Raw genomic sequence first — 22,785 nt, forward strand, 5'->3', positions numbered from 1 at the left:
AAGGAGAAATATCCCATGTCTAAAAAAACAATTTATTTTTTATGTACAGGCAACTCTTGCAGAAGCCAAATGGCAGAAGGTTGGGCAAAGAAATATCTAGGAAATGAATGGGAAGTAAAAAGTGCCGGCATTGAGGCACATGGATTAAATCCGAATGCGGTAAAGGCTATGGAGGAAGCTGGGGTTGATATATCCCATCAAACATCCGATATCATTGATCCTGAGATCTTTAACAATGCCACTTTAGTTGTTACTTTATGCGGGGATGCTGCCGACAAATGTCCGATGACACCACCTCACGTGAAACGTGAACACTGGGGATTCGATGATCCAGCAAAAGCCGAAGGAACAGAAGAAGAAAAGTGGGCATTCTTCCAACGTGTTCGTGATGAAATTGGTGATAGAATTAAACGTTTTGCCGAAACAGGAGAATAAATCAAATTTAATAGCCAAGAGGGTTTCTTCTTGGTTTTCTTTATCCGAAATAAATAAGTGAAAACTTATTTAATAATAAATAGGAGGTTTTAACATGACCAAAGTAGAGATTTTCGATCCTGCAATGTGTTGTTCAACAGGAGTATGTGGACCAAGTGTGGATCCGGAGTTAGTAAGAGTAGCAACTGCTATTTATTCCTTAGAAAAAAAAGGCTTTAATGTTAAACGATATCAACTAACAAGTGAACCTGATAAATTTGCTGAAAGCGATGAAATCACTCGTGTTTTCCAAGAAAAAGGACCTGATGCATTACCCGTTGTTTTATTAAATGAAAAAACAGTAAAAGTAGGAAGCTATCCAACGAATGAAGAATTTGCAGAATGGTTTGGTGTAAAAGTAGAGGAATTAAATGAAAAACCAAAAGCCCGAGTTTCATTCAATTTAAATGAGCTTAAATAATTTGGAAAGAAGGAAAAAGCATGTATCCATCATTCGATCCAACTCATATTAGTACACAATTCTTATTTTTAACAGGTAAAGGCGGGGTAGGAAAAACATCGACAGCTTGTGCAGCAGCGATGGCATTAGCAGATCGTGGGAAAAAAGTTTTGCTGATTAGTACAGACCCTGCCTCCAATCTACAAGATGTATTTGGAATGGAGTTAACAAGTGCGCCAAAAGGGGTTCCGACCGTTGAGAATTTATTTGTAAGTAACATTGACCCTGAAGCTTCCGCAAAAGCCTACCGTGAAAGTGTTGTTGGTCCATACCGGGGGAAGTTTCCAGAAGCAGTAGTAGCCACAATGGAAGAACAATTATCAGGTGCTTGTACAGTCGAAATAGCCGCATTCGATGAATTTACAGGGTTTCTCACAAATCGTGAAATCGTTAATCAATACGACCATATTATTTTTGATACAGCCCCAACTGGGCATACGTTAAGACTGTTACAACTTCCAACGGCTTGGAATGGATTTTTAGAAGAGAGTACGCACGGTGCATCCTGTTTAGGACCTTTATCTGGGCTGGCAGATAAAAAAGAGCTTTATTCTAGTGCGGTATCTGCCCTTTCGGATCCAACTAAAACGACACTCCTATTAGTAACTAGACCAGATACTTCGGCTCTTTTGGAGGCAAATCGTGCTGCAATAGAGCTCAAAGAAATTGGGATAAAAAACCAAATGCTTATTATTAATGGTCTTCTACAAAATCATAATGAAGATGATGAAATTTCATCTGCTTTTTATCAACGTCAGAGAGATGCATTGGAGCGGATTCCTGACCATTTAAGAGAGGCCCTTACGTACTCATTACCGTATGTTTCATACTCTTTAACAGGTGTGGAAAATCTTCGGAATTTGTTTAAACCATGTGAAATTTCAACTAGTGCGTCAGATACGGAAAATCAGCCAGTGAATCTTCCAGGATTAAAGGATGTCATCGAGGATTTCTCGAGCAGTGGTTCAAAGCTAATCTTCACGATGGGGAAAGGTGGGGTAGGAAAGACAACAGTTGCATCTGCTATTGCGGTAGGGCTAGCCGAAAAAGGACATCGTGTTCATTTAACCACAACCGACCCTGCGGCACATTTAGAGTATCAATTTCAAAATGATCAACAGAATCAAAATCTAACCATTAGTAGAATTAATCCAAAGATAGAAGTTGAAAAATATAAAGCTGATGTGATCGCTAAATCAAGCAAAGACTTAGATGAAGCTGGTCTGTCCTACTTGAAAGAGGATTTGGAATCCCCTTGTACAGAGGAAATTGCCATTTTTCAAGCCTTTGCAGAAGTAGTAGCAAAATCAGAAAATGAAATTGTTGTCATTGATACAGCACCGACAGGGCATACCTTACTATTGTTAGATGCATCAGAGTCATATAGTAGAGAAATCGAAAGGTCAACAGGAGAAGTACCTGAGAGTGCTAAAAATCTATTGCCGCAACTTCGTAATCCAAAAGAAACATCTGTAGTGATTGTCACACTTGCAGAAGCTACACCTGTTTTAGAAGCATCGAGATTACAAGATGATTTAAGACGGGCGGCTATAAATCCAAAATGGTGGGTAATTAATCAAAGTTTATCTGCTACAAATACAAACGATCCGATCTTAAAAGGAAAAGCGTTAGCGGAAAAGGAATGGATCCAAGAAGTCAATGAAAACAAGGCTAAGAAGTGTGCGATTATTCCTTGGTTACCGGAAGAAAAGGTCGGATATAACAAGCTAAAAGACTATATTCAATAAAAGGGTGAGAAATTCAATGATCATTACAGACAATGCGAAACAACTTCTAGAAAATTTCTTAAAGGAAAAAGGAAAAGAAGGAATTCGTCTTACTTCTATTGCTGGCTGTTGTGGATCGGAATTTACGATTAATTTAAGTTCACCGATGGAAACGGATAAGATTGAGATTATTAATGGAATTAAAGTGGCATTTGATTCACAAGTGACAGGCACCGAAGAATTAACCTTAGATATAGAAGAAGGCAAAAATGGTTCAAGATTAGTTTTAATTGGTGGAAGTAGCTGTTGTTAAAAACAATAAATAAGATCAAATTCTAGAGGATTAAAAATGATCTTTTACATGTGAAATGGTTCACTTAAATGTCTTTAAGACAACAAATGTAAAGAAAGCTTTGTAAGAGAAATAAAACGAAGCGTTGAATGGCTTCGATTTTATTTTTGCCGATTCGACGCAGTGACGCACCTAAGACATCGTAGCACAAAACAAGGCGGTTTTAGTTCGCTCAAGTTTCACAAATAAAGAAGTCTAATAGGCTTCTTTTCTTTGTTTGACTTTATAATTCAGTGATAAGTCGATTTAGTAGTCTATTATATGTATTTTTTCATCGAAAGAAATATGAATGTTATTGAGATGGAAAACTCTATAGTTTTTCACTTATCCAACATTCACCCATAAACTAAATGGGGGTGATGATTATGTTTCGACGAAGTCAAACAGATAAAACGGCCTATCATCAAAAATATTTCCGTCCATCTTGCTCACTAGCTTTGAATTTAAGGTTCGATACCTGGGAGTTCTTTTCTCCTTATTATGATAAAACGCATGATCGAATCCAAATACCACCGAATTGACTAATTCAGCAGAAGATACCCTTTTGAACTATTTTAGCATTTTGCGAGAAGCCGAAAATCTGAGTGGGCGAAGTTGTGGATCAGTTGGTCAAGCACATATTCCCTTCCCAATTTCCTATAACTTTTTGTCTAAAGACTATCAAAATAAATTAAGCTATGAAGACTATATTCAATCGTTTGCAGGAATCGGACATACGAGTTTGATAAAGCTTTGTCGAGTGCCTAATCGAAAAGGTGAAGTTAGGTTTTTTTATGAAATTGAAACGATTGAAGGATTTGAGGGAAAAAGAGCTGAGTATTTTGGATATTATTTCGGATTTATTCAACTTGTTTACGAAAAAAACGGGTATCGAATATCAAATTTAAGTAAAATGGAAGAGGACTTTCTATGCGCCCCTTACCACGGGTGGAGTCATGATGGTGAAGCGGTTGTAGAGATTAAATATGGAGAATGGTGCAAGTTAATTCAGAAAAGATACCCAACCATAACAAATAGGTATGTAAAAAACATTTATTTTTATGGAAATGATGGGGCTGATTATTGTTTCGTATTTTTTACATTAACAAATGGAACGGATATTGAAATTGCCCAATTTCGGAAAGTAGCAAATGAGAACTGGAAACTAATAAATATAAAGCCTGAAGAAGAGTGTTTAACGGATAATAAAACGCGGTCACAGTGACGCCTCGAATAATGGTAAAATAAGTAGTGAAGAATGGGTTTTGCAGTGGGGTGGGTGTAATGAAGAAGTTAGAAACGGTTGAGATAAATGGTTCTGAACAGTGGATTTATGTTCGAACGAAAAATGAGGATAACCCGATTCTATTATTTTTACATGGAGGGCCGGGAGCAGCACAAATATATTGTGTGGATCGTTATTTTGAGAAATTAGAAGATGATTTCATTGTGGTTGATTGGGACCAAAGAGGTTCAGGAAAAAGCTACAATAAAAAATTCTCGAAAAGGAATTTGACGATCCATCAATATGTTGAAGATATTAAGGTGTTATCTCAACGATTAATCGAACGCTTTAATAAAAAGAAAATCTTCTTAGTTGGCCACTCTTGGGGCACCATTATTGGACTTTTGGCAGTAGAAAAATATCCAGAGCTATTTCAATATTATATGGGAATCGGCCAGGTCGTTCATATGATAGAGGGAGAAATAAGAGGATATGAATTTGCACTTAAACAAGCAAAGTTCCATCATCATCGTTCCAATTATCAAACACTGTTAAGGCTCGGTTCTCCACCTTATTCTTCCCTTTATAAAACAGCCCAGTTTAGAAAGGTCCTTGACCAATATGGCGGATTCCGTTATCAAAAAACGACGAGTGTATGGGATGACATCAAGGAAATGATAGCGTCTGAGCACTATAGAGTGATAGATATTTATCGTTGGCTGAAAGGGATTAATGACTTGACGAAACATTTTAGAAACGAAATAGTAAAAATAAACTTAAAAGAGCAAGTAAAAAAAGTAGAAATCCCTGTTTATTTTGTTATGGGAAAATATGATTACATCACCCCCTGCTCTTTAGCTGAAGAATACATTGACGTAATCGACAGTCCCTATAAAAAATTGATTGTGGTCGAAAACACCGCTCATGACGTTCATTTCGAAAAGCCCGAAACATTTAGGGAAATTTGTATGAACATTAAATTCGGGGCGTCCCTGTGACGACGAATATAAATGGAAGAGGCTGTCTTATTGGATTGTTCCAAGGGACAGCCTCTGTATAAGTGAATGTAAGGAATGGCCTTTTTCAAGGCTAACATTCTAGTCTAAATTTCAGAGCTTGTTGGGCGAATTACTAACTCACTGACCGCTACATCATCGGGTTGTTCAATAGCAAAGGCAATGGCACGGGCGATATTGTCTGCTTCGATTGCACCCTGATAAACTTTTTCAAATATTGCTTTAAGGTTTGTGTCTGTAATGGTTTCCGTTAATTCGGTATCGACAGCTCCCGGGGAAACAATGGTTGTTCGAATGTTATTTCTAAGCTCTTCTTTTCGAAGGCCTTCCATAATTGCACGTACTGCAAATTTAGTCGCACTATAGACTGAACTTGCCGGCCATACACCGTATCCTGCAAGAGATGATAGGGAAATAATGTGGCCTGATTGTTGTTCTCTCATATATGGAAGGACAGCTGCAATTCCGTACAGGACACCCTTAATATTAACATCAATCATTCTGTCCCACTCATCAATTTTTTTCTTATATAGCTTTGATTGCGGCATGATCCCAGCGTTATTAATCAGTACGTCAATTCTTCCGTACTCTTTAAGTGCTGCCTCAGCAAGTTCCTCCATTTGAATCGGAGAAGTCACGTCTGTCATTTTATAAATTGCTTGTCCGTTATTTCTATTAATTTCATTCTGTAATTTTATTAATCGTTCTTCACGCCGGGCAGCCAGCACCACCTTAGCCCCTTTAGATGCAAGATCCTTCGCAACCGCTTCGCCAATTCCACTAGAGGCTCCAGTAATAATTACAACTTTATTTTGAATCGTAGACATTTACACAACCATCCTTATCTGAAATATTTTCTATCACAATAGCCGACTTAAGTTTCATACCTAAGTGACCAAGGGACAAGAAGTTTTGAAAAAAGATATTTTGATTTTGAAAATAGAAAAAATTAACAACCTTTTATATATTACGGTACAAAGAAATGAAGAAAAATGCAAAAGATATGGCATTTGAGAATCATTCGCATGAGGAAACGAGGATGAGTGGATTTCAGATTCGGGTCGTCACTATGAGACACAGGCTTAAGGTTTATATAACTGTTTAATAAATGAAACTATTTATAGTGTTTTTCGTATTTAACTAGAATTATAATTTTAGAAAAATTACATATTTGTTTTAATAGGGGATATAACATGGAAATGGTTACTTCATTAGGGGTATCAGTAATAACGGGACTATTAAGTATTATGGCTTTCTATTATTCATTTTCAAAAAGGGCAGAAGGATATTACGAGGAAACAAATGAAGGGTTAGATTCCACAGGCTATTTTATCGTTGTCGGTTGGATTTTGATGGGGCTTCACAAGCTATATAAAATAACTTTCAGAAGTTATCATATATCAGCTCTAAGAATAACGTTGTTTATCTTTGGAACTTTATTTATGGGGATGTGTATCGGTATTTGGTTTTTAATTTAATATAAAGTTGTAATAAAATGCGAAAATGTACACTTTAAGTAACGGGGCCTTTCACATAAAAATTGAGATCGTCCTGTTGACATCATATTTGACGAATGAACGGTTTAGATAACAAGAATCATTACATAATAATATCGGAGGTGTTGTGATGATTACAGTTAAGAATGCCGAAAGTTATCTTAGAAGCAAAATTGGTGACGATACCGATGATATAAATAAGGTTTGGCAAACATTTAAGGCTTTTTGCAAAGAGCCGGTTGAGGGAGAAGAAGATAGAGAAATCCTATTTCAATGTGGCGTTTATAATTTTACAGGTGAAGAACTATTTCACCTTGATTTTGTACGTCAGTTTACTGTATATGAAGAAAATGGATATTCTCGAATGGAACAACTTCACTGCGAATTTTTATTTAATCCAACAGATGAATTGAGGAAGTTAGAAACTGGAGAATGGTCAATGGATTATGATGATATAGAGGATTTTTTTACTCATATAGAAAACCTTCAGGAGTTTAAAATCCCTTTAACTTCAAAGCCGATAAAATCAGAGGTCTATCAAGAAGAAGTTTAAATCTAATTCGGGTTGTCACTGTGACTCAGACAAAAATAAAAGCCTAAGTTTGTAGGCTTTTATTTAGCTGTCTGGGAATGTTTTATTGATTGGCACGATTCGAATTTGTATCTTCTGTTACATGAGTAGGATCTACTTTTTCAGCATTCTCACGTCTCTCTGCATTATGTTGCACAAGTTCAAAAGCAGCTTGATCATCGTTTTGAATACTGTCTAATATACTTTTTTCACTATGTACGTTTTTATTATCGTCCCTAGCCATAGAATTTCACCTCCTGACCAGCAATAGGATATGTACTCTGTCATTATTTATTCAAACTGTATTCTCTCGCTTACTTTTTCATAATTATCCTTTTAAAAGGAAGTGATTGTAATGAAGTATCAATATAAAGATTTCAATATGGAATTAAAGGAAAAGATTAAAAGGATGGAATCGGTATTAAAAGAACATGTTGAAAGACGATTACAAGAAAATAAATCTGTTTTCGCTGAGAAAAACTTAGATTTGGATGCTGGTTTTGATCAAGAAGGCGATGATCCTTTTAAGCCTGGATACCGTTCTTCTGTTTCAGTAGGGGTTACTGATAAAAGCAGCGGGGAGATGATTGATTTTTATATGATTAAAATATGGGTATGCGAACGTTCCTTATTTGGTATGCCGATTTCAAAACCCATCCCTGGAAGCAAGATTATCGGTGAATTGCTTGATGAATCAGTGGAGGAAGTAAAAGAGGAATTACAGGATTATATTGAAGAAGTCTTAAATGCTGGAATTTGAAAGTTCATCTTTTTACGGGCAATGGTAAAAGTAGGGGCTGTACGGTTTAACTTTTTACAATATAAAAGGAGATTTTGACGAAAAAGCTGTTTCAGGGAGGTACTAATTGAATGCGTTGTTTTTGTGAACAAAAAGAAACCTATAAATTAAAGGTTGAAGGGGATGTTGGGACAGATCCTTTTTGGTGTAATCAATGCAGTTGTAACTTTGAATTAGAAGATATCCCGATTTCAAATGGTTTGAAAAGCGAATTAACGGAATGGGCAAATAAATATGGGCAATGGATCGATTGGGATCAAGATCAATTAATACCAAATGGAATAGAATTGGAAGAAGAACATAATAAACAAGGTGCTAAATTAACAGAAAAAGTACAAAAAGAACTTAGAGGGAAATATACTCTAACATTTTCAACTTCAACAATGGCAAGAATGTATGCAAATAAGAAATAGTTCAACTAGAATAAATGGTGCTCGTGCCGTTGGTGAAACGCATATCTTACCCTCGGACAAATAAGACGCATGTGAGCGTTTTGAAATAGAGCGGACACTTTTTACTCTATTAATCTATGTTTGAAGAGGGGGGAGAAACGTGAAAGGATTAGCTACGATTTTAATGACATTTTATTTATTCGTTACAGTATTTTGGATAGCAAATTCACCGTATTTATTTTCATACGGAGGCATAATGATTTGGATGATCTCGATTGTGTTAGGGTTTATCGTATATAAAAAAATGACAGGAAGAAACATGATTAGGAACCTGATGTTGTACTCCAATTCCTTTATGTTGTTTTTGCTTATCGTAACAGGTTTGATCCACTGGACTGTAACTTCAATGCCATAATCTCATTCTAATTCGGGTTGTCACTGTGACGCGGGCCTAAAAATCTGCCCCTTTATTAGCCAGATTAATCTGTCTAAAGGGGCGAATATACTGTTACTTATTCCTTTATGCGTTCAGGCAAGCTTTGAATCGATTGGACGACCACATCCAGTTTTGCTTCAATCCGATAGAGCAAATAAAGGGTGACGGCAATCGGGAAACCGACTTCGCTGATCACAGGAATTAGTTGATCCAATAAAAACACCTCATTTTTCATGCATTATAGAAAGAGACTGCCAAGGAGCGAGCAGCCTTATAAAGTTAAACTAATTCATATTCAGTCACATTATGCTCAACAAGACGGGCTTCTTTCGGGCTTATTAACGTTCCGGATTGTCCACCAAAGATAGTAGCGGCAATAATTGTTTCCATGACACTCTTCACTTTAACGGGATCAATCGGTTCAATTGGATTATCCACCGTTAATTTCGTTACCTTGCCAAGACTACTATTAAAATGCAATTCAATTGTTTTCGCCATTACATTCATCCTTTCCTATTATAAAGTCAGGTAAATGCGCCTTACTGAATGAAATTAAATCACTTCATGAAGTTCGCTCTGCTGGATCCCGCTTAGTGGATCGTTCGACAAGGAAGCTAAGGCTTGTGCCACTTGCTGCAGCTGATTCGCTGTTACCCCTTCTACGATATTGCCATACGACTTCGCTTTGTAAATCGGTTTTCCACCCTCACCAATCCCTGTTTCATAAACCAACCGTAACTTTGAATCCATCGCCACCAAAATTGCCATTCTTCATCCTCTCCTTTCATGATTGTTATACTGATAAAAGGGAGAATTGTGCACCATCACTTTTTAAAATGGTGAATGGCATGATTAAAAATCGACAGCATAAAATGTCTATGGATAAAATATGGGGAGGAGGATGCAAGATGTCGCGAAATATTGGGCCGAAGAGACTTAAAAAATACCGTATAGAAAAAGGAATTTCTATCTATGATTTAGCAGAAATTGTCAGGGCTGATCCTTCTACTATCTCATACTGGGAAAATGGGAAGAAATATCCTAGACATGAAAAAATCATTGCTCTAGAAGATTACTTCGAAAGACATTATCGTGATTTATTTACAGACCTAACGGATCATGAAATTAAAGTCCTAGAAAATCTTGAAAAACTAAAAAGGCTTAATAAATGAACAGGCAAGGTCAATGGTTTTAGAAAACTCTTTTGGAATAGAAAAGTGGGAAAATAAATAAATATTAAATCAATAGATTAATTTGCAATATTTTAGTCTGTTTTTTGTTGTTTACTAAATACTTTTATATAAATTCGTTTAAATTAGTACAAAATCAGCAAATGAATGAAGTTGGATAATAACTTTGGTCTTTCTCGATTAAAATGCTAATTCTACGGTTAAAAATAATAGATTAAACATCAACGAAATAGTTTAAGATAGTTGAAGGATTCACTTGGAAAATACTGTATAATAATGAAACCATAGGTAATGGAACTAATAGGTTAATTTAGTAAAAGGTAAACGTTATAAAAAAGGGGATTGATCTATGAAGAGCAAGATTGTACTTGTTTTATTAATAATAAGTTTAGGATTAAATATATATTTATTCGGAAAACAAACGATTGAACAAGCTTATGAGCCTTCCGCAGAGGAAAAGGTTATTTTAAGTGAAATGGTCCAAAAAACAGTAGAGAGTGATGATTATAAAAAGCTAGCTAAAAAAGAGAATATCATCGCTATTGATTCAAATATGGATAAAAATAAAGGTGGTGCATTCCCTTACTACTTTGGAGTAAGTGTCCGCACTGATAAGCAGACCTACATTTTTTCTTGTAACAATGACCAATGTTCTCAAATGGAAAATGAAGAATGGACATACTCTATTTATAGAGATGAAAACCCACGGCTTCCATTTGATAAATAGAGAAAAACAAACAGTATTTTAGCTAGAAACGAAGCTCGTTCGTGGGAGAAGATTGTTGAGGAGAATGGTTTAATTCGTAACCAGAATTTAACAATATGATCTAATAGGTATTCATTTAATAATGATAAAGAGCACAAACCATATGCTCTTTATTTGTTATTTTATGGTGCCAGTTTAGATGGTAATTTTGATGCGGCTTTATAAAACTGGTTTCCCTCTAAAACAGAACCTGTGAGTAGTATTTTGTTCTTTATTTTTTAAGGCAAATGATTATAATGGAAAAACGAAGAATTAATAGATAATAGGGAAGATAAAAACAATAATCATAGAGTTGATTTGAATCACAGTTTACATGTATGATTTATAATAAAATACGCATATCAAGGGAAGTCACTCTAATAGAGAGATGTGGTGAATCCCTCTTTGTTAGAAAGGTTTTTTTTATGATCAAATTAACTCGTGTTTCGAAAAGTTTCTCGCAGTTTCAGGCGATTAAATCGGTCACATTGACCATTCATAAGGGAGAAATCCATGGCATTATTGGGGCTAGTGGAGCGGGTAAATCAACCTTGCTGCGGTTAATGAATTTGTTAGAATTCCCTGATGAAGGGAAAGTCGAAGTAAATGGTCAAACATTAACAGCACTAAATAATAAGGCGCTTCGGGAAGCAAGAAAATCAATGGGGATGATTTTTCAACATTTTAATCTCGTAGCGAATAAAACCGTGTATGACAATGTCGTTGTACCGTTAGAACTAACTCATTTTCCAAAGAATGAGCGTAGGGAACGTGTGATGGAGTGTCTTCAATTTGTTGGGTTAGAAAGTTATATAGATAAATATCCTGCGCAATTAAGTGGAGGACAAAAGCAGCGTGTAGCCATCGCAAGGGCATTAGCAAACCAACCGAAAGTTTTGTTATGTGATGAACCGACTTCTTCACTTGATCCTCATACTACGAGTGATATTTTACGGGTTTTGGAAAATATTAATAAAAGTCTTGGCGTTACCATTGTCATGGTTAGTCATGAAATGGACGTGATTTCAAGTATTTGTAATCGAGTTACGGTCATGGCGGATGGAGAAATCTATGACACGGTGTCCATTGATCCGAAAGGGATTACGACTAAAGATCCTCGTCCACAATACTTTATAGAACAACTGACAAAGGCTGGTGAGATGGACCATGCTTGATGTTTTAGTTCAATATGAAGCTGAAATTTGGCGGTCTATTGGAGAAACCTTTGTTATGGTCGGTGTATCGATATTAGCCGCGGTTGTAATTGGAATTCCTGTTGGGACGTTGCTTTATCTTTATCGAAAAGGGAATATGCTCGAGAATCGGTATGTTTTCTCGACACTCAATTTATTAGTCAATATTATCCGTTCTTTCCCGTTCCTATTATTAGTAGTTTTTTTAATCCCATTTACTAGACTCGTCATTGGTACTGCGATTGGTACAACGGCTGCAACTATTCCGATGTCGATCATCGCGATTGCGCATTATTCGCGACTCGTTGAGCAATCGTTATTGGACGTCCCAAAAGGGGTGACAGAGGCGGCGATTTCAATGGGGGCTTCTGTTAAGGAAGTGATGTTCAAATTCGTTTATGTTGAAGCTCGTTCTGGACTCGTCCTCGGGTTAACAACGTCCATCATTAGCTTTATATCGTATTCAACCATCATGGGAGTGGTTGGAGGCGGGGGTATTGGAGATTTTGCCATTCGGTATGGGTATCAACAATTTAAAACAGATTTAATGATCTATGTGATTATCATCATGATCATTCTTGTACAGCTCATTCAATTTATTGGAACCACGGTATCAAGAGTGATTGATAAAAGATAGAACCATCTTAGGAGGAAAATGATGAAGAAAATTTTATTTTTGATTGTAATGTCTTTATTTATTTTAGCGGCATGTGGCCAGAATAATAAGGATACGAATGAAACGAAAGAACAGGAAAATGCTCAAGATCAGGAGAAAGTCACCTTAAAAGTAGCTTCGTTAATTCCGCCTATGACGGAAATTCTGGATCTCGTGAAACCGAGACTTGCTGAAGAAGGGATTAATTTGGAAGTCGTTGTTTTAGGAGATAACGTTCAGCCGAACAGCTCTCTTGCAGCAAAAGAGGTAGATGCAAACTTCTTCCAACATGTGCCGTATATGGAAGAATTTAACCGAAACAAAGGTACCGAGCTTGTTCCAATTGTGCCGATTTATTTTGCGAATTATGGCGTGTATTCAAAAGAATACGATTCAATTGAGGATTTGCCAGATGGATCCGTTGTAGCGATTGCGAATGATATTTCAAATATTGATCGCTCCTTATCCTTGTTAGCCCAACATGATGTTATTACCTTAAAAGAAAAAACAGATATTTATTATACAAAAGCAGATATTGTGGACAATCCGAAAAACCTGAAGTTTGAAGAAGTAGATTTATTAATGCTCGCAAGAATGTACGATGATGCAGATGCAGTCGTGATGACGCCAGCTTATGCAGCCCCACTTGGGTTAACACCAAAAAGTGATGCTCTTCTAACAGAAGGAGTTGACAATGATTTTGCGATTACACTTGTCGCACGTAAAGATAATGCTGAATCTGAACCAATTCAAAAGCTAGCTGAAGCCATGACAAGCCCAGAGGTAAGAGAATTTTTAGAAGAAAATTATGATGAAACAGCGATTCCTGCATTTTAAATGGACAGGGACTCGCGTTCGTTAAATAAGCGGATCTTAACAAACAGGGTCAGTTCCCCATCAATTTGATGGGGGACTGACCCTTCTATTTGTTCGTGTCAAGAAAGAATATTATTGCCACATTGAATGATAGTGGGCTATCTGTAACGTGACACCTCGAAAAGTATCTATATTTTTCCCCTTGGTTGTTTATAATAAAAAGACCGAAATTATGGTCGGAAGCTACTAGGTACGGGACGGGAGAGGCAAATGGAAGATACACCTACTTCAAATCTAGATCAAAATGGGCTTACACCTGAATACATTGAATGGCTTCATCAGTTAAGGGAAAAATTCCTCCATGGAATTCAATTGGGTGACCGGGATTTTATTACGAAAATGGAAAAAGACATGGCACAGAAATTTGGAGATAAACAATTAAAGATTCTGAACAGAGTCCAAAATGATAAAATCAGATCTTATAAAAATATTTTGTTATCGCATAATACCCTCTATAGCTATGTTGCTGAAAAAGGGGGCCTGAGTGCTTGGCAAAGCCATTTCATATCAGAAAAATATGCGATTATGGTCGAGCATGCTGTAACCATTTCTGAGTTAGACAAGATTCATGCAAATATGGTGACAGAGTATTCTGATCCAACTATTCGAAAATCGAAAAGTGGCAACTTATCCATTGTTGAGAAGGCAGTCAACTATATAGAGATGAACTTTACGGAGGATATTTCTGTGGAGGAAATAGCGAGTAATCTACATGTTCATCCTTCACATTTAATGCGTTCGTTTAAGAAGGAAAAAGGGATCACCATTAGCCATTATCGAAATGTAAGAAGGATCAAAGAAGCGAAAGAATTGATCTCATTTTCCAATCTTTCCATGACCGAAATTGCTATTATGGTAGGATTTGGCAATCCGCAATATTTTTCAAAGGTTTTTAAAGAGGAGGAAGGATTCACGCCTGTAGAGTATAAAAAGAAGATCCAAAAATAACAACTAGCGGGCGACAATAATGAAATACGGGTGATTAGAATTAGTTAAGGGTGTATGAGCAATCATGCACCTATTTGTGGCCTCTATAAATATATCCTTTTATTTGGTTAATAAAGGATGCAATTTTATGACAAAAAACATGCAATTATAGTGAAAAATTCTCTTGGTGTTTGGGTGTATACTTGTATTCAAGAACAAGGAAAAACGCTTACAAAATAAGAAATCATTATTAGTCTTTTTGTTAAAAGCTTAAAGAAACACAGGAATATTATATTTTTTTATCCTAAATGTAAGCGTTTAAATGGGTGTATTTGAAGGAGGGTAAATCATGAAAAAGTTTGGAGTCAGAGATCAAGTTGGCTATATGTTAGGAGATGTTGGTGGAAGTTTTGTAAACCTTTACATCGCTAGCTTTTTTATCATTTTCTGTACGTATGTGTTAGGGGTAAGTCCTTATTTCATGGGGACTATGTTTTTAGTAGGGAAGATTTTTGATGCATTTATTACAGCAATTATGGGAACGCTTCCAGACCGTTTTAAAATTGGAAAATCAGGTGATAAGTTCAAACCATGGATTAACTTTTCTAAATGGCTATTAGCGGCATCCTGTTTATTAGCTTTGCTGACGTGTCTAGTTGGCATTCTACAGCGATTCATATTTGGGTTGTAGCGGTTTATTTATTCTTCTGTGTTGCTTATACAGCGGATGCAATTCCTTATGGTTCATTAGCATCGGTTATTACAAATGAGCCGGTTGAACGGACAAAATTATCCCGTGCACGCTCCATTGGTGGCATGATTGTTTCAGTTGGGTTCTTATCGTTTGTCCCTACTTTTATCTATGATAAATCAGGAAATGTTGTTTCAGAGGCATTCTTCTATATTGCAATTGTATTTAGTATTCTCTCACTCGTGTCTTATACGTTGTTATTAAAAATGACAACTGAACGAGTTCGCGATGATCAAGCATTTGGTCAAAAGCCTGAATATAGTTTTAAAGATGCATTTAAAGCAGCCTTTACGAATCGACCGTTAATCGGCATGATGGTTGCTACTCTTGGGTCGATGCTTATTGTATCTGGAGTTGCTACGTTAGCTCCAATCGTGTTTGCTGAGTATTATGATGCACCGAGTGCATTTGCAATCAATCAATTCATTTCGATGGGTGTCATATTGGTATTATTCGTATTTATTCCTAGATTGGTAGCTAAATTTAATAAGCGAAATTTAATTATTGTCTCATCCACATTCAGTTTATTGGCATCCGCGTTTTTGACTTTTACTACCATTGGAAACGTATATGTCTTTGCGACTCTATATAATATTGCAACCATTGGATCATTCGTATTCATTATGCTTGTTTGGGCACTCGTCACAGACTGTATTGATTACACAGAATACAAAACTGGCAAGCACTACGAAGGAACCCTTTATTCTTTATATTCTTTTGTTCGAAAAGTAGGCATGGGAGTAGGAGCGGCATTTGGAAGTTACGCTTTAGGTTGGGTTGGATTCGTATCTGGAGCTAAATCTCAAACACAAGAAGTGGCAGAAGGTGTATTGAAAATGTATACAGCCTTGCCAATTGCTGCATTCATTTTAATCTTGATCGGTGTAGGTTTAATCTTTCATTTAAACACGAAGAGAACGAATGAAATGTACTCCGTTTTAAGAGAAAGAAGAGCCTCTTAATTCGGGTGCAAAGTGATTTAATTGAGGATTTTCTAGCAAAGAGAATCCTCATTCAACATGTTAGGAGATGGTAACGATGACAGACATGCGTACTCGCTTTTTATCTAAATTAACAAATGGTGAAGTGGAAGAATATTTACAAAAAAACGATTTGATTTTTGTTCCTGTAGGAGTAACAGAAACACATGGTGCCTTACCCCTCGATGCTGAAACAGTATTAGCAGAGGCGATTGCATTGAAAATGGCTGAGGCTTCAGATGGGCTTGTTTTGCATAACCTTCCTTATTTCTTTGCAGGCGGAACCATTATGGCAAGAGGAACGGTTCAAATGAGTGTGAAAGATGGAATGACATACTTGTATCAAATTGCCAAGTCACTATTAAACCAAGGATTTAGACGTCAGGTGTATATCACGAGCCATGGTCCAGCTTATATAACTGTAAGTGGAATGGTGAGAGATTTCTTTGATGAAACGAAAGTACCCATTCTCTATATGGATATACTAAAGGCATCAGAAGCAGTCCAATTCAACTTGATGGAGAAGTTCCATGATATGAATATCGGAGCCTATAAAATATTAGGTAGATTAGAAGATGTACCATTGAATGTTCCGGAATCACATTCAGTCACTTATGATGTTCAACATATGTTAGCAGGAATGAGTAAAAATCCAGGTAATTCACTCGGGAAATACGCTTATCAATCTGGGGCAGTAGGTTCCTATTTTTACGAGCCATCTGATCATATGGCAACACCCCTTTTAAAAACATTTGAAGAGAGAGAAGCTCACGCGAATGCAGGAGTTCAAGCAATTAATGAACTTGTAAAGGCATTGGATATGCCAGGAATTGTTGAGAATCTTCGACAAGTAGATTTCTATACAAAAGATACGATTCTTCCGAAATATGGAGAATATTTGCCGAAGTAAAGAACAAATAACAGGATGAGGTGCTAGGTACTTTCCGGAAACTGAGGAGACTTTGCACCTTTTTCCGTTGGAGGTCTAATTTTTTAAAAAATAAACGCACAGACGTCTTCGCTGGGAATGGGAAACTTTGTTGTATTAATTTTTCAGCTAGAACCGCTGCTACAATTATGTTGAAAAAGGGGATATGATCGATGATAAATGTTTTACACGTAGGAAAAACAGAAAAGAAAAAAGTCGTGACAATGGGTGAAATCATGTTGCGATTGGCACCTCCAAACTATCAAATGATCGAACAAGCACAAAGCATGGAAGTTGTTTATGGCGGGGGAGAAGCCAATGTTGCTGTATCTTTATCTAAACTTGGGTTAAAGAGCTCATTTGTTAGTAAACTGCCAAATAACCCGATAGGATTAAGTGCAGAACATCATTTAAACCAATTCGGAGTTTCAACGGAACATATGATTTATGGCGGAGATCGTCTGGGAATCTATTTTTTAGAGAAAGGCTTTTCGGTTCGACCCTCCAAGATCATTTATGATCGAAACAACTCTTCCTTTGCAATGTCAACCATTGATGAATATGATTTTGAAGAGACTTTTTCCGATGCTGATTGGTTCCATATAAGCGGAATTACACCTGCACTGAATAAGAAATTATTTCAAATTGCAAAACAAGCGCTAATCATTGCAAAAGAAAAAGGATTAACAACAAGTTGTGATTTAAATTATCGTAGTTCATTATGGTCATTTGATAAGGCACGAGAAAAAATGGCTGAATTAATGGAATATGTAGATGTTTGTATCGGCGTTGAACCGCTGCAATTGCTTGGAGAAAATGGAAACGATTTAAAAGATCAATTACCTAAAAATCCAAGTGTAGAAGATTATAAAGAAATTATTTTTGAAATCCAACAACGCTTTGACATTAAATACTTAGCAATGACATTTAGAGAGAGTCTCTCAGTAAATCGGAACCGTTTACAGGCGATTCTTTCGGATGGTAAGACCATTTATCAATCTTCGAAACTCGAAGTAGAAATTGTCGATCGTGTGGGAACTGGAGATTCTTTCTCAGCTGGTTTAATTTATTCATTGATTAATCATTTTGAGCCTGAAGTGGCGATCGAATTTGCTACAGGTTGTTTTGCACTAAAACATACAATTGAAGGAGATATGAATTTACTAACTGCTTCTGAAGTAGAACAATTTATAAAACAGAAAGATTCATTTTCCATTAGAAGATAACCGATGTGAAACGCTGCTATAATTTTAGGATCAGAAGTTACTGCTTCAATATAAGGGTGTAATTCTTCATTGAGGAAATTGCGCTCTATCTATTGTGCTAAAATCGTTGTAATCCCCTTAAAGAACGGAAAGGTTTCTTCGAGGGGATTTTATTATTATTAGAGGCCATTACTTGCTAAATAAATCCTAGATAAAACACATTAAGCAGTTCCATTATATCTTCGTTTAATTTGCTCCTTTATGTAAAAACTTACGGTTTTGTTCTAGAAGCGATCCCGTGATTTAAAAAGCTAAAAAATCTTTGTGTACACCGTATTTAAGGTGAAAGTTCATCCCGTGTCTAAAGTCGGGAATGACCCTAACAGGGGCTCTTTTTTTATTGGGAGATCTTGATTTCTTTAGCGGTCCTTAATTCTCTTAACATTTCTTTGATAAACTCTAATTGTTCTTCTGTAATAGTAAAATCCGTAAGACGATCTTCAAAATGAGAAATACGTTTATTTAACTCCTCTAAAGTAAGATTAAGAGCATTCTTCATATACAAACCCTACAACTCCTTTTGCAATAATTAATCTCTATGTATTGCATCAATGTAGCAGCAATTTTCTAGCTTACTAATTTTGACTGGAACAATCTAACCAGGACGGTATAATAGACTTTATTGTTTACCCGAACATATAAAAAGCGAAAACCATCAAATTAGCAGTATTCAATGATTTTTTCTAAGATTTCAAGCTCATCAACTGACACTAATTCAACTTCTCCTAATCCATCTATCCTCTGAATTTCACAATTTCCATTATCATATAGCCATCTAATCGAATAAATTTTTCCATTAAATATCACGTTTGTACCAATCTTCATTTGTTTCACTCCATCAAGTATATTTAAATATATGAATATGTTAAAACAATTTTGAGAATTAGGTATGTAACATTTGTCACTAAAAACTAAAGAAATCAGATTATTATAAAACTTCATACCTTTAGCGCAGGACGTTGTATCCGTTATTTAAAAAATGCTTTAGTTAGGATAGTTCCATTTACCTAAGAGAATGATGGACTTCAAAACCATAAAGTTTATAAAGTGGACATAACTATTTCGTTTATAGGGACACCCCGAATGATTGAACTATATCTTTGAAAAATGGAAAAAGGAATAATGTGATTGTAAAAGAAGGATTAGTAGTAATTCATTTAAAAAATAAATAAAATGTAACATAACACTAATTTCTATTTGAAATCAAAAGGAGATACTATGACAATTATCAATAAATTAAACCTTACGAAATACAAAAATCTTGCTGTTTTGAATGAGCCTGATGATTACAATTTCTTTCACGGATATCAGACGGAGTTATTAGGGAATCATGATGCAATTTTTATTTTTATCAAGACGGTTGACGATATGGTGAAGTTTACAAAAAAAGTGATTGAAGAACAGTTGTTACTTGAAAAAGGATATTTGTTCTTTGCCTATCCGAAAAAGGGGAATAAAAGGTATGTAAGTTATATCCATCGAGATGAAATCTTTCCCACATTGAAAGTGGGGGAAGAAGGATATGTGGAAGACAGCGATTTAAAGTTTTCAAGAATGGTGGGAATGGATGATGTTTTTACGGTAGTGGGATTAAAGCGGGAAAAAAAGAAGATGAAAAAATCAACGGCTTCAAGCCAATGTGTAGCGGATTACGAAGATCAAATTCAGGATGTCAAGAACTTATTAGCGGATCATCCAAATGAGCTTAAGCTCTATCAAGAGTTGACACCAGGGTATAGGAGAGATTGGGCCCGTTATATCTTTTCCGCAAAGCAACAAGCCACACGGGATAAGCGGCGATCACAAATGGTGGATGTATTGTCACAAGGGTACAAAACCATGGATTTGTATCGTTTAAAGAAAAAATAATGATTATTAAGATATATCTCCTAATAGAACCCTTATAAATAGAAATTGCAAAACATGATTACAACTGTTTTTCAATAAGAAAAACGCTAAAGATTTGAGTTAGTTGAAAAAATTTATTTGAAAGGTAGAGGATCTGCTTCTTTTTTTGTAAAACCATTTAACTGAAATCTCAATGCCTAAAATCAATAAGTCCCTGTAATTTGTCAAATGATCGTTGCCAGAAAAAAGCACTGTAAAAATAGTTTTTGTAGGCAACTTCATACACATAAAAAAGAAAATATATGATATAATATCATATCCACTTTAAGGAACGGGTACAAAAGTCCCGAAAAACAGAAACTGGTGATAAGAATGGAACGTGAAAAGGCAATAGGGATTTCTTCTATAGTAGGTGCCTATATTTTGTGGGGGATTCTACCAATTTATTGGAAATTTTTAGGTGGTGTTCCCGCTCTTGAAATATTAGCTCATCGAGTGATTTGGTCCTTTGTATTTGTATTTATTATCGTTGCTTTTTTTAAAAGAAAACAATTTAAAAATTTCTTCCGGGTTCAAATGAGTAAGAAGAAAGCGTGGATCGGCCTGATTCTAGCCTCTATTTTGATCAGTATTAACTGGCTGACTTACATATTTGCAGTGAATACGAATCACATTGTGGAGGCAAGCTTGGGTTACTATATTAATCCACTTGTATCGGTTTTGTTAGGTGTTTTTGTTTTGCGTGAAAAGATTAATAAGTTGCAGACGTTTTCGTTTATGTTGGCTGGAATCGGAGTAATCTATATGACTCTATCCCTTGGAAAGCTTCCATGGATGTCGCTTGCATTAGCTTTATCTTTTGGTTTTTATGGATTGGCAAAAAAATTAATAAAGGTTGATTCCACTCTAGGTTTGTTGTTGGAAACTTTATTTGTTTTCCCTCTTTCTCTGCTATATTTAACTTATTTAGGGTTAAATGGTCAGAACCATTTTGGGACAGGGTTACTTGAAAATGATCTATTATTAATCGGGTCAGGTATCGCCACAGCGATCCCGCTTCTATTGTTTGGACTTGGGGCGCAAAAGATTCCCCTAAATATGCTTGGCTTCTTACAATATATAGCGCCAACCATTGGTTTAATTCTAGGTGTGCTTATGTATGGGGAGCCTTTTACGAAGGATCATCTTGTGACGTTTGCATGCATCTGGGGAGCCATTGCTCTCTTTAGCTACTCAAATATACAGCAGATGATGAAGAAAAGAACCGTAACAACTATAGAGTCTAAGGTGAAAAGTGGTTAATAAAAGCTAATCGATTGGTCAAAAAAGAGTCACAAGTTTCTTCTAAAACGGAAGACGCTTGGGGCTCTTTTTTATTAAACTATTATTTTAAAAAGTCTAGAAAAGTGTGTCCATTGGTTTGAATATGAAGAGAACCGTTCTGTTGTTCACTTACATGTGAGATAGAGAACGGCCTCAAATGCCTCTTATTTTAATGTACTTCTCCAACAATCCTAGCCCCTCCGGTTTGCTTACCCGTTTGGTAAAAGTGTTATTGACTAACCGACAGTTCACTGTGACTTGTCGATACATTAATGTGGAGATAGAATTCGAATATCCTGTTTGCTGTACTCCTCAACTACATTAGAGGGCAATGAGCTGTCTGTAACAATGAGATCAATGTTCTTTAGTGGACAGACATTAATGTAAGAAGATGTCTCAAACTTTGTTGAATCCGCCACTACTACTTTATATTTGGTCCGTGAAATCATCGCTTGAATCACACCGACTTCATGCATTCGAAAGTCGGTTAAACCATGTTGGAGAGATAATCCGTTCACCGTGATAAAGGCAAAATCAATATTAAAATGGGAAAGGATTTCTTCACATTGTTTCCCGTATAATGTATATTCCTCTGGATTAAAAAAACCACCGGTAAGAATGACATTAAACCCCTTATTCGCTCCAAGAATGGATAAAATTCGAAGATCATTCGTAATAATAGTTAGTCTCTTAAACATATTAACCAATGCTTTCGCTACTTCGATTGTCGTTGTCCCACCATTTAAAGCAATGGCCTGGCCTTCTTCAACTAATTCAACGGCTAATGAAGCAACTTCTTGTTTTTTCTCTAGGTTTTTAACTTCTCTCTCACTAAAAAGCTTGTTAAGCGTATTATCACTGTTTTGAATTAAAACGGCTCCCCCGTGGACTCTCTTCAGGGTTCCTTTTTTCTCTAAAGTCTCTAAATCTCTTCGTACAGTATCAATTGAGATATCTAATAAAGTAGCAAGCTCAGATGCCTTTACAGCTTTTTGCTGTTTTAAAAAGGATTCAATCATTTGATGTCTTTGCTCTTGTAACATCATATTGCTCTCTCCTATTCCTTTAAATAACTAGTATAAAAAGCATAGCATATCTAACAAAAATGCAAAACAAAGCATAAAAACGCAATTTGTAAAGTAAATATTTTATTTAAACTAGGAAAATAGTGTAAATG

The 22,785-nt window shown here is 36.0% G+C and carries 31 protein-coding genes; 23 read left to right on the forward strand and 8 right to left on the reverse strand.

Annotated features, from left to right (window positions below; all coding sequences use genetic code 11):
- Positions 1–15: 15 nt before the first annotated feature.
- From arsC to R4Z10_RS07125, 6 genes are all read left to right on the forward strand, one after another.
- Complete coding sequence (gene arsC, locus R4Z10_RS07100) at positions 16–435, forward strand: arsenate reductase (thioredoxin) (protein ID WP_338472501.1); 420 nt, start codon at positions 16–18, stop codon at positions 433–435.
- Positions 436–529: 94 nt separating this feature from the next.
- Positions 530–895 (forward strand): arsenite efflux transporter metallochaperone ArsD, encoded by a 366-nt coding sequence (gene arsD, locus R4Z10_RS07105; protein WP_338472502.1) that lies wholly within the window; start codon positions 530–532, stop codon positions 893–895.
- Between the two features lie 20 nt (positions 896–915).
- A complete protein-coding gene (arsA, locus tag R4Z10_RS07110; RefSeq protein ID WP_338472503.1) occupies positions 916–2,682 on the forward strand; it encodes an arsenical pump-driving ATPase in 1,767 nt (588 codons plus the stop codon).
- A gap of 16 nt (positions 2,683–2,698) precedes the next feature.
- The gene (locus R4Z10_RS07115) at positions 2,699–2,974 is read left to right on the forward strand and encodes an adhesin (protein ID WP_338472504.1); all 276 of its coding nucleotides are present in this window, start codon (positions 2,699–2,701) and stop codon (positions 2,972–2,974) included.
- Positions 2,975–3,557: 583 nt separating this feature from the next.
- Positions 3,558–4,217 carry a hypothetical protein gene (locus R4Z10_RS07120; protein WP_338472505.1) on the forward strand — a complete coding sequence of 220 codons (660 nt, stop codon included), beginning with the start codon at positions 3,558–3,560 and terminating at the stop codon, positions 4,215–4,217.
- 59 nt (positions 4,218–4,276) lie between these two features.
- Positions 4,277–5,215 (forward strand): alpha/beta hydrolase, encoded by a 939-nt coding sequence (locus tag R4Z10_RS07125; protein ID WP_338472506.1) that lies wholly within the window; start codon positions 4,277–4,279, stop codon positions 5,213–5,215.
- A 104-nt stretch (positions 5,216–5,319) separates the two neighbouring features.
- Here R4Z10_RS07125 and R4Z10_RS07130 read toward each other — a convergent pair whose 3' ends face one another.
- The gene (locus R4Z10_RS07130; RefSeq protein ID WP_338472507.1) at positions 5,320–6,060 is read right to left on the reverse strand and encodes an SDR family oxidoreductase; all 741 of its coding nucleotides are present in this window, start codon (positions 6,058–6,060) and stop codon (positions 5,320–5,322) included.
- Between the two features lie 366 nt (positions 6,061–6,426).
- Here R4Z10_RS07130 and R4Z10_RS07135 point away from each other — a divergent pair, with 366 nt between their 5' ends.
- Both R4Z10_RS07135 and R4Z10_RS07140 read left to right on the forward strand, forming a co-directional pair.
- Positions 6,427–6,711: a hypothetical protein gene (locus R4Z10_RS07135; protein WP_338472508.1), complete on the forward strand. Its 285-nt coding sequence runs from the start codon at positions 6,427–6,429 to the stop codon at positions 6,709–6,711.
- Positions 6,712–6,859: 148 nt separating this feature from the next.
- On the forward strand, positions 6,860–7,282 hold the full coding sequence (locus R4Z10_RS07140) for a hypothetical protein (RefSeq protein ID WP_338472509.1): 423 nt from the start codon (positions 6,860–6,862) through the stop codon (positions 7,280–7,282).
- 82 nt (positions 7,283–7,364) lie between these two features.
- On the opposite strand, the gene R4Z10_RS07145 is transcribed toward R4Z10_RS07140, so the two are convergent.
- Complete coding sequence (locus tag R4Z10_RS07145; RefSeq protein WP_338472510.1) at positions 7,365–7,544, reverse strand: hypothetical protein; 180 nt, start codon at positions 7,542–7,544, stop codon at positions 7,365–7,367.
- 111 nt (positions 7,545–7,655) lie between these two features.
- Here R4Z10_RS07145 and R4Z10_RS07150 point away from each other — a divergent pair, with 111 nt between their 5' ends.
- From R4Z10_RS07150 to R4Z10_RS07160, 3 genes are all read left to right on the forward strand, one after another.
- A complete protein-coding gene (locus R4Z10_RS07150; protein WP_338472511.1) occupies positions 7,656–8,060 on the forward strand; it encodes a hypothetical protein in 405 nt (134 codons plus the stop codon).
- Positions 8,061–8,170: 110 nt separating this feature from the next.
- Entirely contained in the window at positions 8,171–8,512 is a 342-nt protein-coding gene (locus R4Z10_RS07155) for a hypothetical protein (protein ID WP_338472512.1), read from the forward strand.
- Between the two features lie 139 nt (positions 8,513–8,651).
- Positions 8,652–8,906, forward strand: a complete 255-nt coding sequence (locus tag R4Z10_RS07160; RefSeq protein WP_338472513.1) for a hypothetical protein — start codon at positions 8,652–8,654, stop codon at positions 8,904–8,906.
- Positions 8,907–9,003: 97 nt separating this feature from the next.
- Here the strand turns inward: R4Z10_RS07160 and R4Z10_RS07165 are convergent, their stop codons facing one another.
- The 3 genes from R4Z10_RS07165 to R4Z10_RS07175 form a co-directional block, all read right to left on the reverse strand.
- Positions 9,004–9,141 (reverse strand): YvrJ family protein, encoded by a 138-nt coding sequence (locus R4Z10_RS07165; RefSeq protein ID WP_338472514.1) that lies wholly within the window; start codon positions 9,139–9,141, stop codon positions 9,004–9,006.
- A 65-nt stretch (positions 9,142–9,206) separates the two neighbouring features.
- On the reverse strand, positions 9,207–9,425 hold the full coding sequence (locus R4Z10_RS07170) for a DUF2922 domain-containing protein (protein WP_338472515.1): 219 nt from the start codon (positions 9,423–9,425) through the stop codon (positions 9,207–9,209).
- A gap of 54 nt (positions 9,426–9,479) precedes the next feature.
- A complete protein-coding gene (locus R4Z10_RS07175; protein WP_338472516.1) occupies positions 9,480–9,695 on the reverse strand; it encodes a DUF1659 domain-containing protein in 216 nt (71 codons plus the stop codon).
- A 140-nt stretch (positions 9,696–9,835) separates the two neighbouring features.
- On the opposite strand from R4Z10_RS07175, the gene R4Z10_RS07180 reads away from it, so the two are divergent.
- The 10 genes from R4Z10_RS07180 to R4Z10_RS07225 all read left to right on the forward strand — a co-directional run bounded on the left by R4Z10_RS07180 (position 9,836) and on the right by R4Z10_RS07225 (position 18,398).
- Positions 9,836–10,099, forward strand: coding sequence for a helix-turn-helix transcriptional regulator (locus tag R4Z10_RS07180; RefSeq protein ID WP_338472517.1), 264 nt, complete (start codon positions 9,836–9,838; stop codon positions 10,097–10,099).
- Between the two features lie 367 nt (positions 10,100–10,466).
- Positions 10,467–10,844 (forward strand): hypothetical protein, encoded by a 378-nt coding sequence (locus R4Z10_RS07185; protein WP_338472518.1) that lies wholly within the window; start codon positions 10,467–10,469, stop codon positions 10,842–10,844.
- Positions 10,845–11,287: 443 nt separating this feature from the next.
- Positions 11,288–12,037: an ATP-binding cassette domain-containing protein gene (locus R4Z10_RS07190; RefSeq protein WP_338472519.1), complete on the forward strand. Its 750-nt coding sequence runs from the start codon at positions 11,288–11,290 to the stop codon at positions 12,035–12,037.
- Positions 12,030–12,692, forward strand: coding sequence for a methionine ABC transporter permease (locus R4Z10_RS07195; RefSeq protein WP_338472520.1), 663 nt, complete (start codon positions 12,030–12,032; stop codon positions 12,690–12,692). Before R4Z10_RS07190 ends, R4Z10_RS07195 begins: the two co-directional genes overlap by 8 nt.
- 21 nt (positions 12,693–12,713) lie before the next feature.
- Positions 12,714–13,547, forward strand: coding sequence for a MetQ/NlpA family ABC transporter substrate-binding protein (locus R4Z10_RS07200; protein WP_338472521.1), 834 nt, complete (start codon positions 12,714–12,716; stop codon positions 13,545–13,547).
- A gap of 249 nt (positions 13,548–13,796) precedes the next feature.
- Positions 13,797–14,534: an AraC family transcriptional regulator gene (locus R4Z10_RS07205; RefSeq protein WP_338472522.1), complete on the forward strand. Its 738-nt coding sequence runs from the start codon at positions 13,797–13,799 to the stop codon at positions 14,532–14,534.
- Positions 14,535–14,862: 328 nt separating this feature from the next.
- Entirely contained in the window at positions 14,863–15,204 is a 342-nt protein-coding gene (locus tag R4Z10_RS07210) for an MFS transporter (RefSeq protein ID WP_338472523.1), read from the forward strand.
- On the forward strand, positions 15,123–16,226 hold the full coding sequence (locus tag R4Z10_RS07215) for an MFS transporter (protein ID WP_338472524.1): 1,104 nt from the start codon (positions 15,123–15,125) through the stop codon (positions 16,224–16,226). Before R4Z10_RS07210 ends, R4Z10_RS07215 begins: the two co-directional genes overlap by 82 nt.
- A 76-nt stretch (positions 16,227–16,302) precedes the next feature.
- A complete protein-coding gene (locus R4Z10_RS07220) occupies positions 16,303–17,154 on the forward strand; it encodes a creatininase family protein (RefSeq protein WP_338472525.1) in 852 nt (283 codons plus the stop codon).
- A gap of 191 nt (positions 17,155–17,345) precedes the next feature.
- A complete protein-coding gene (locus tag R4Z10_RS07225; protein WP_338472526.1) occupies positions 17,346–18,398 on the forward strand; it encodes a sugar kinase in 1,053 nt (350 codons plus the stop codon).
- A 376-nt stretch (positions 18,399–18,774) separates the two neighbouring features.
- On the opposite strand, the gene R4Z10_RS07230 is transcribed toward R4Z10_RS07225, so the two are convergent.
- Both R4Z10_RS07230 and R4Z10_RS07235 read right to left on the reverse strand, forming a co-directional pair.
- Positions 18,775–18,942: a hypothetical protein gene (locus R4Z10_RS07230; RefSeq protein ID WP_338472527.1), complete on the reverse strand. Its 168-nt coding sequence runs from the start codon at positions 18,940–18,942 to the stop codon at positions 18,775–18,777.
- A gap of 155 nt (positions 18,943–19,097) precedes the next feature.
- Complete coding sequence (locus tag R4Z10_RS07235; RefSeq protein WP_338472528.1) at positions 19,098–19,271, reverse strand: hypothetical protein; 174 nt, start codon at positions 19,269–19,271, stop codon at positions 19,098–19,100.
- A gap of 384 nt (positions 19,272–19,655) precedes the next feature.
- On the opposite strand from R4Z10_RS07235, the gene R4Z10_RS07240 reads away from it, so the two are divergent.
- Both R4Z10_RS07240 and rarD read left to right on the forward strand, forming a co-directional pair.
- On the forward strand, positions 19,656–20,306 hold the full coding sequence (locus R4Z10_RS07240; RefSeq protein WP_338472529.1) for a YdeI/OmpD-associated family protein: 651 nt from the start codon (positions 19,656–19,658) through the stop codon (positions 20,304–20,306).
- Positions 20,307–20,657: 351 nt separating this feature from the next.
- Positions 20,658–21,587: an EamA family transporter RarD gene (gene rarD, locus R4Z10_RS07245; protein ID WP_338472530.1), complete on the forward strand. Its 930-nt coding sequence runs from the start codon at positions 20,658–20,660 to the stop codon at positions 21,585–21,587.
- Between the two features lie 290 nt (positions 21,588–21,877).
- Here the strand turns inward: rarD and R4Z10_RS07250 are convergent, their stop codons facing one another.
- Entirely contained in the window at positions 21,878–22,654 is a 777-nt protein-coding gene (locus R4Z10_RS07250; RefSeq protein ID WP_338472531.1) for a DeoR/GlpR family DNA-binding transcription regulator, read from the reverse strand.
- Between the last annotated feature and the right edge of the window lie 131 nt (positions 22,655–22,785).

The sequence above is a fragment of the Niallia sp. XMNu-256 genome, assembly GCF_036670015.1.
Classification (GTDB): Bacteria; Bacillota; Bacilli; order Bacillales; family Cytobacillaceae; genus Bacillus_BD.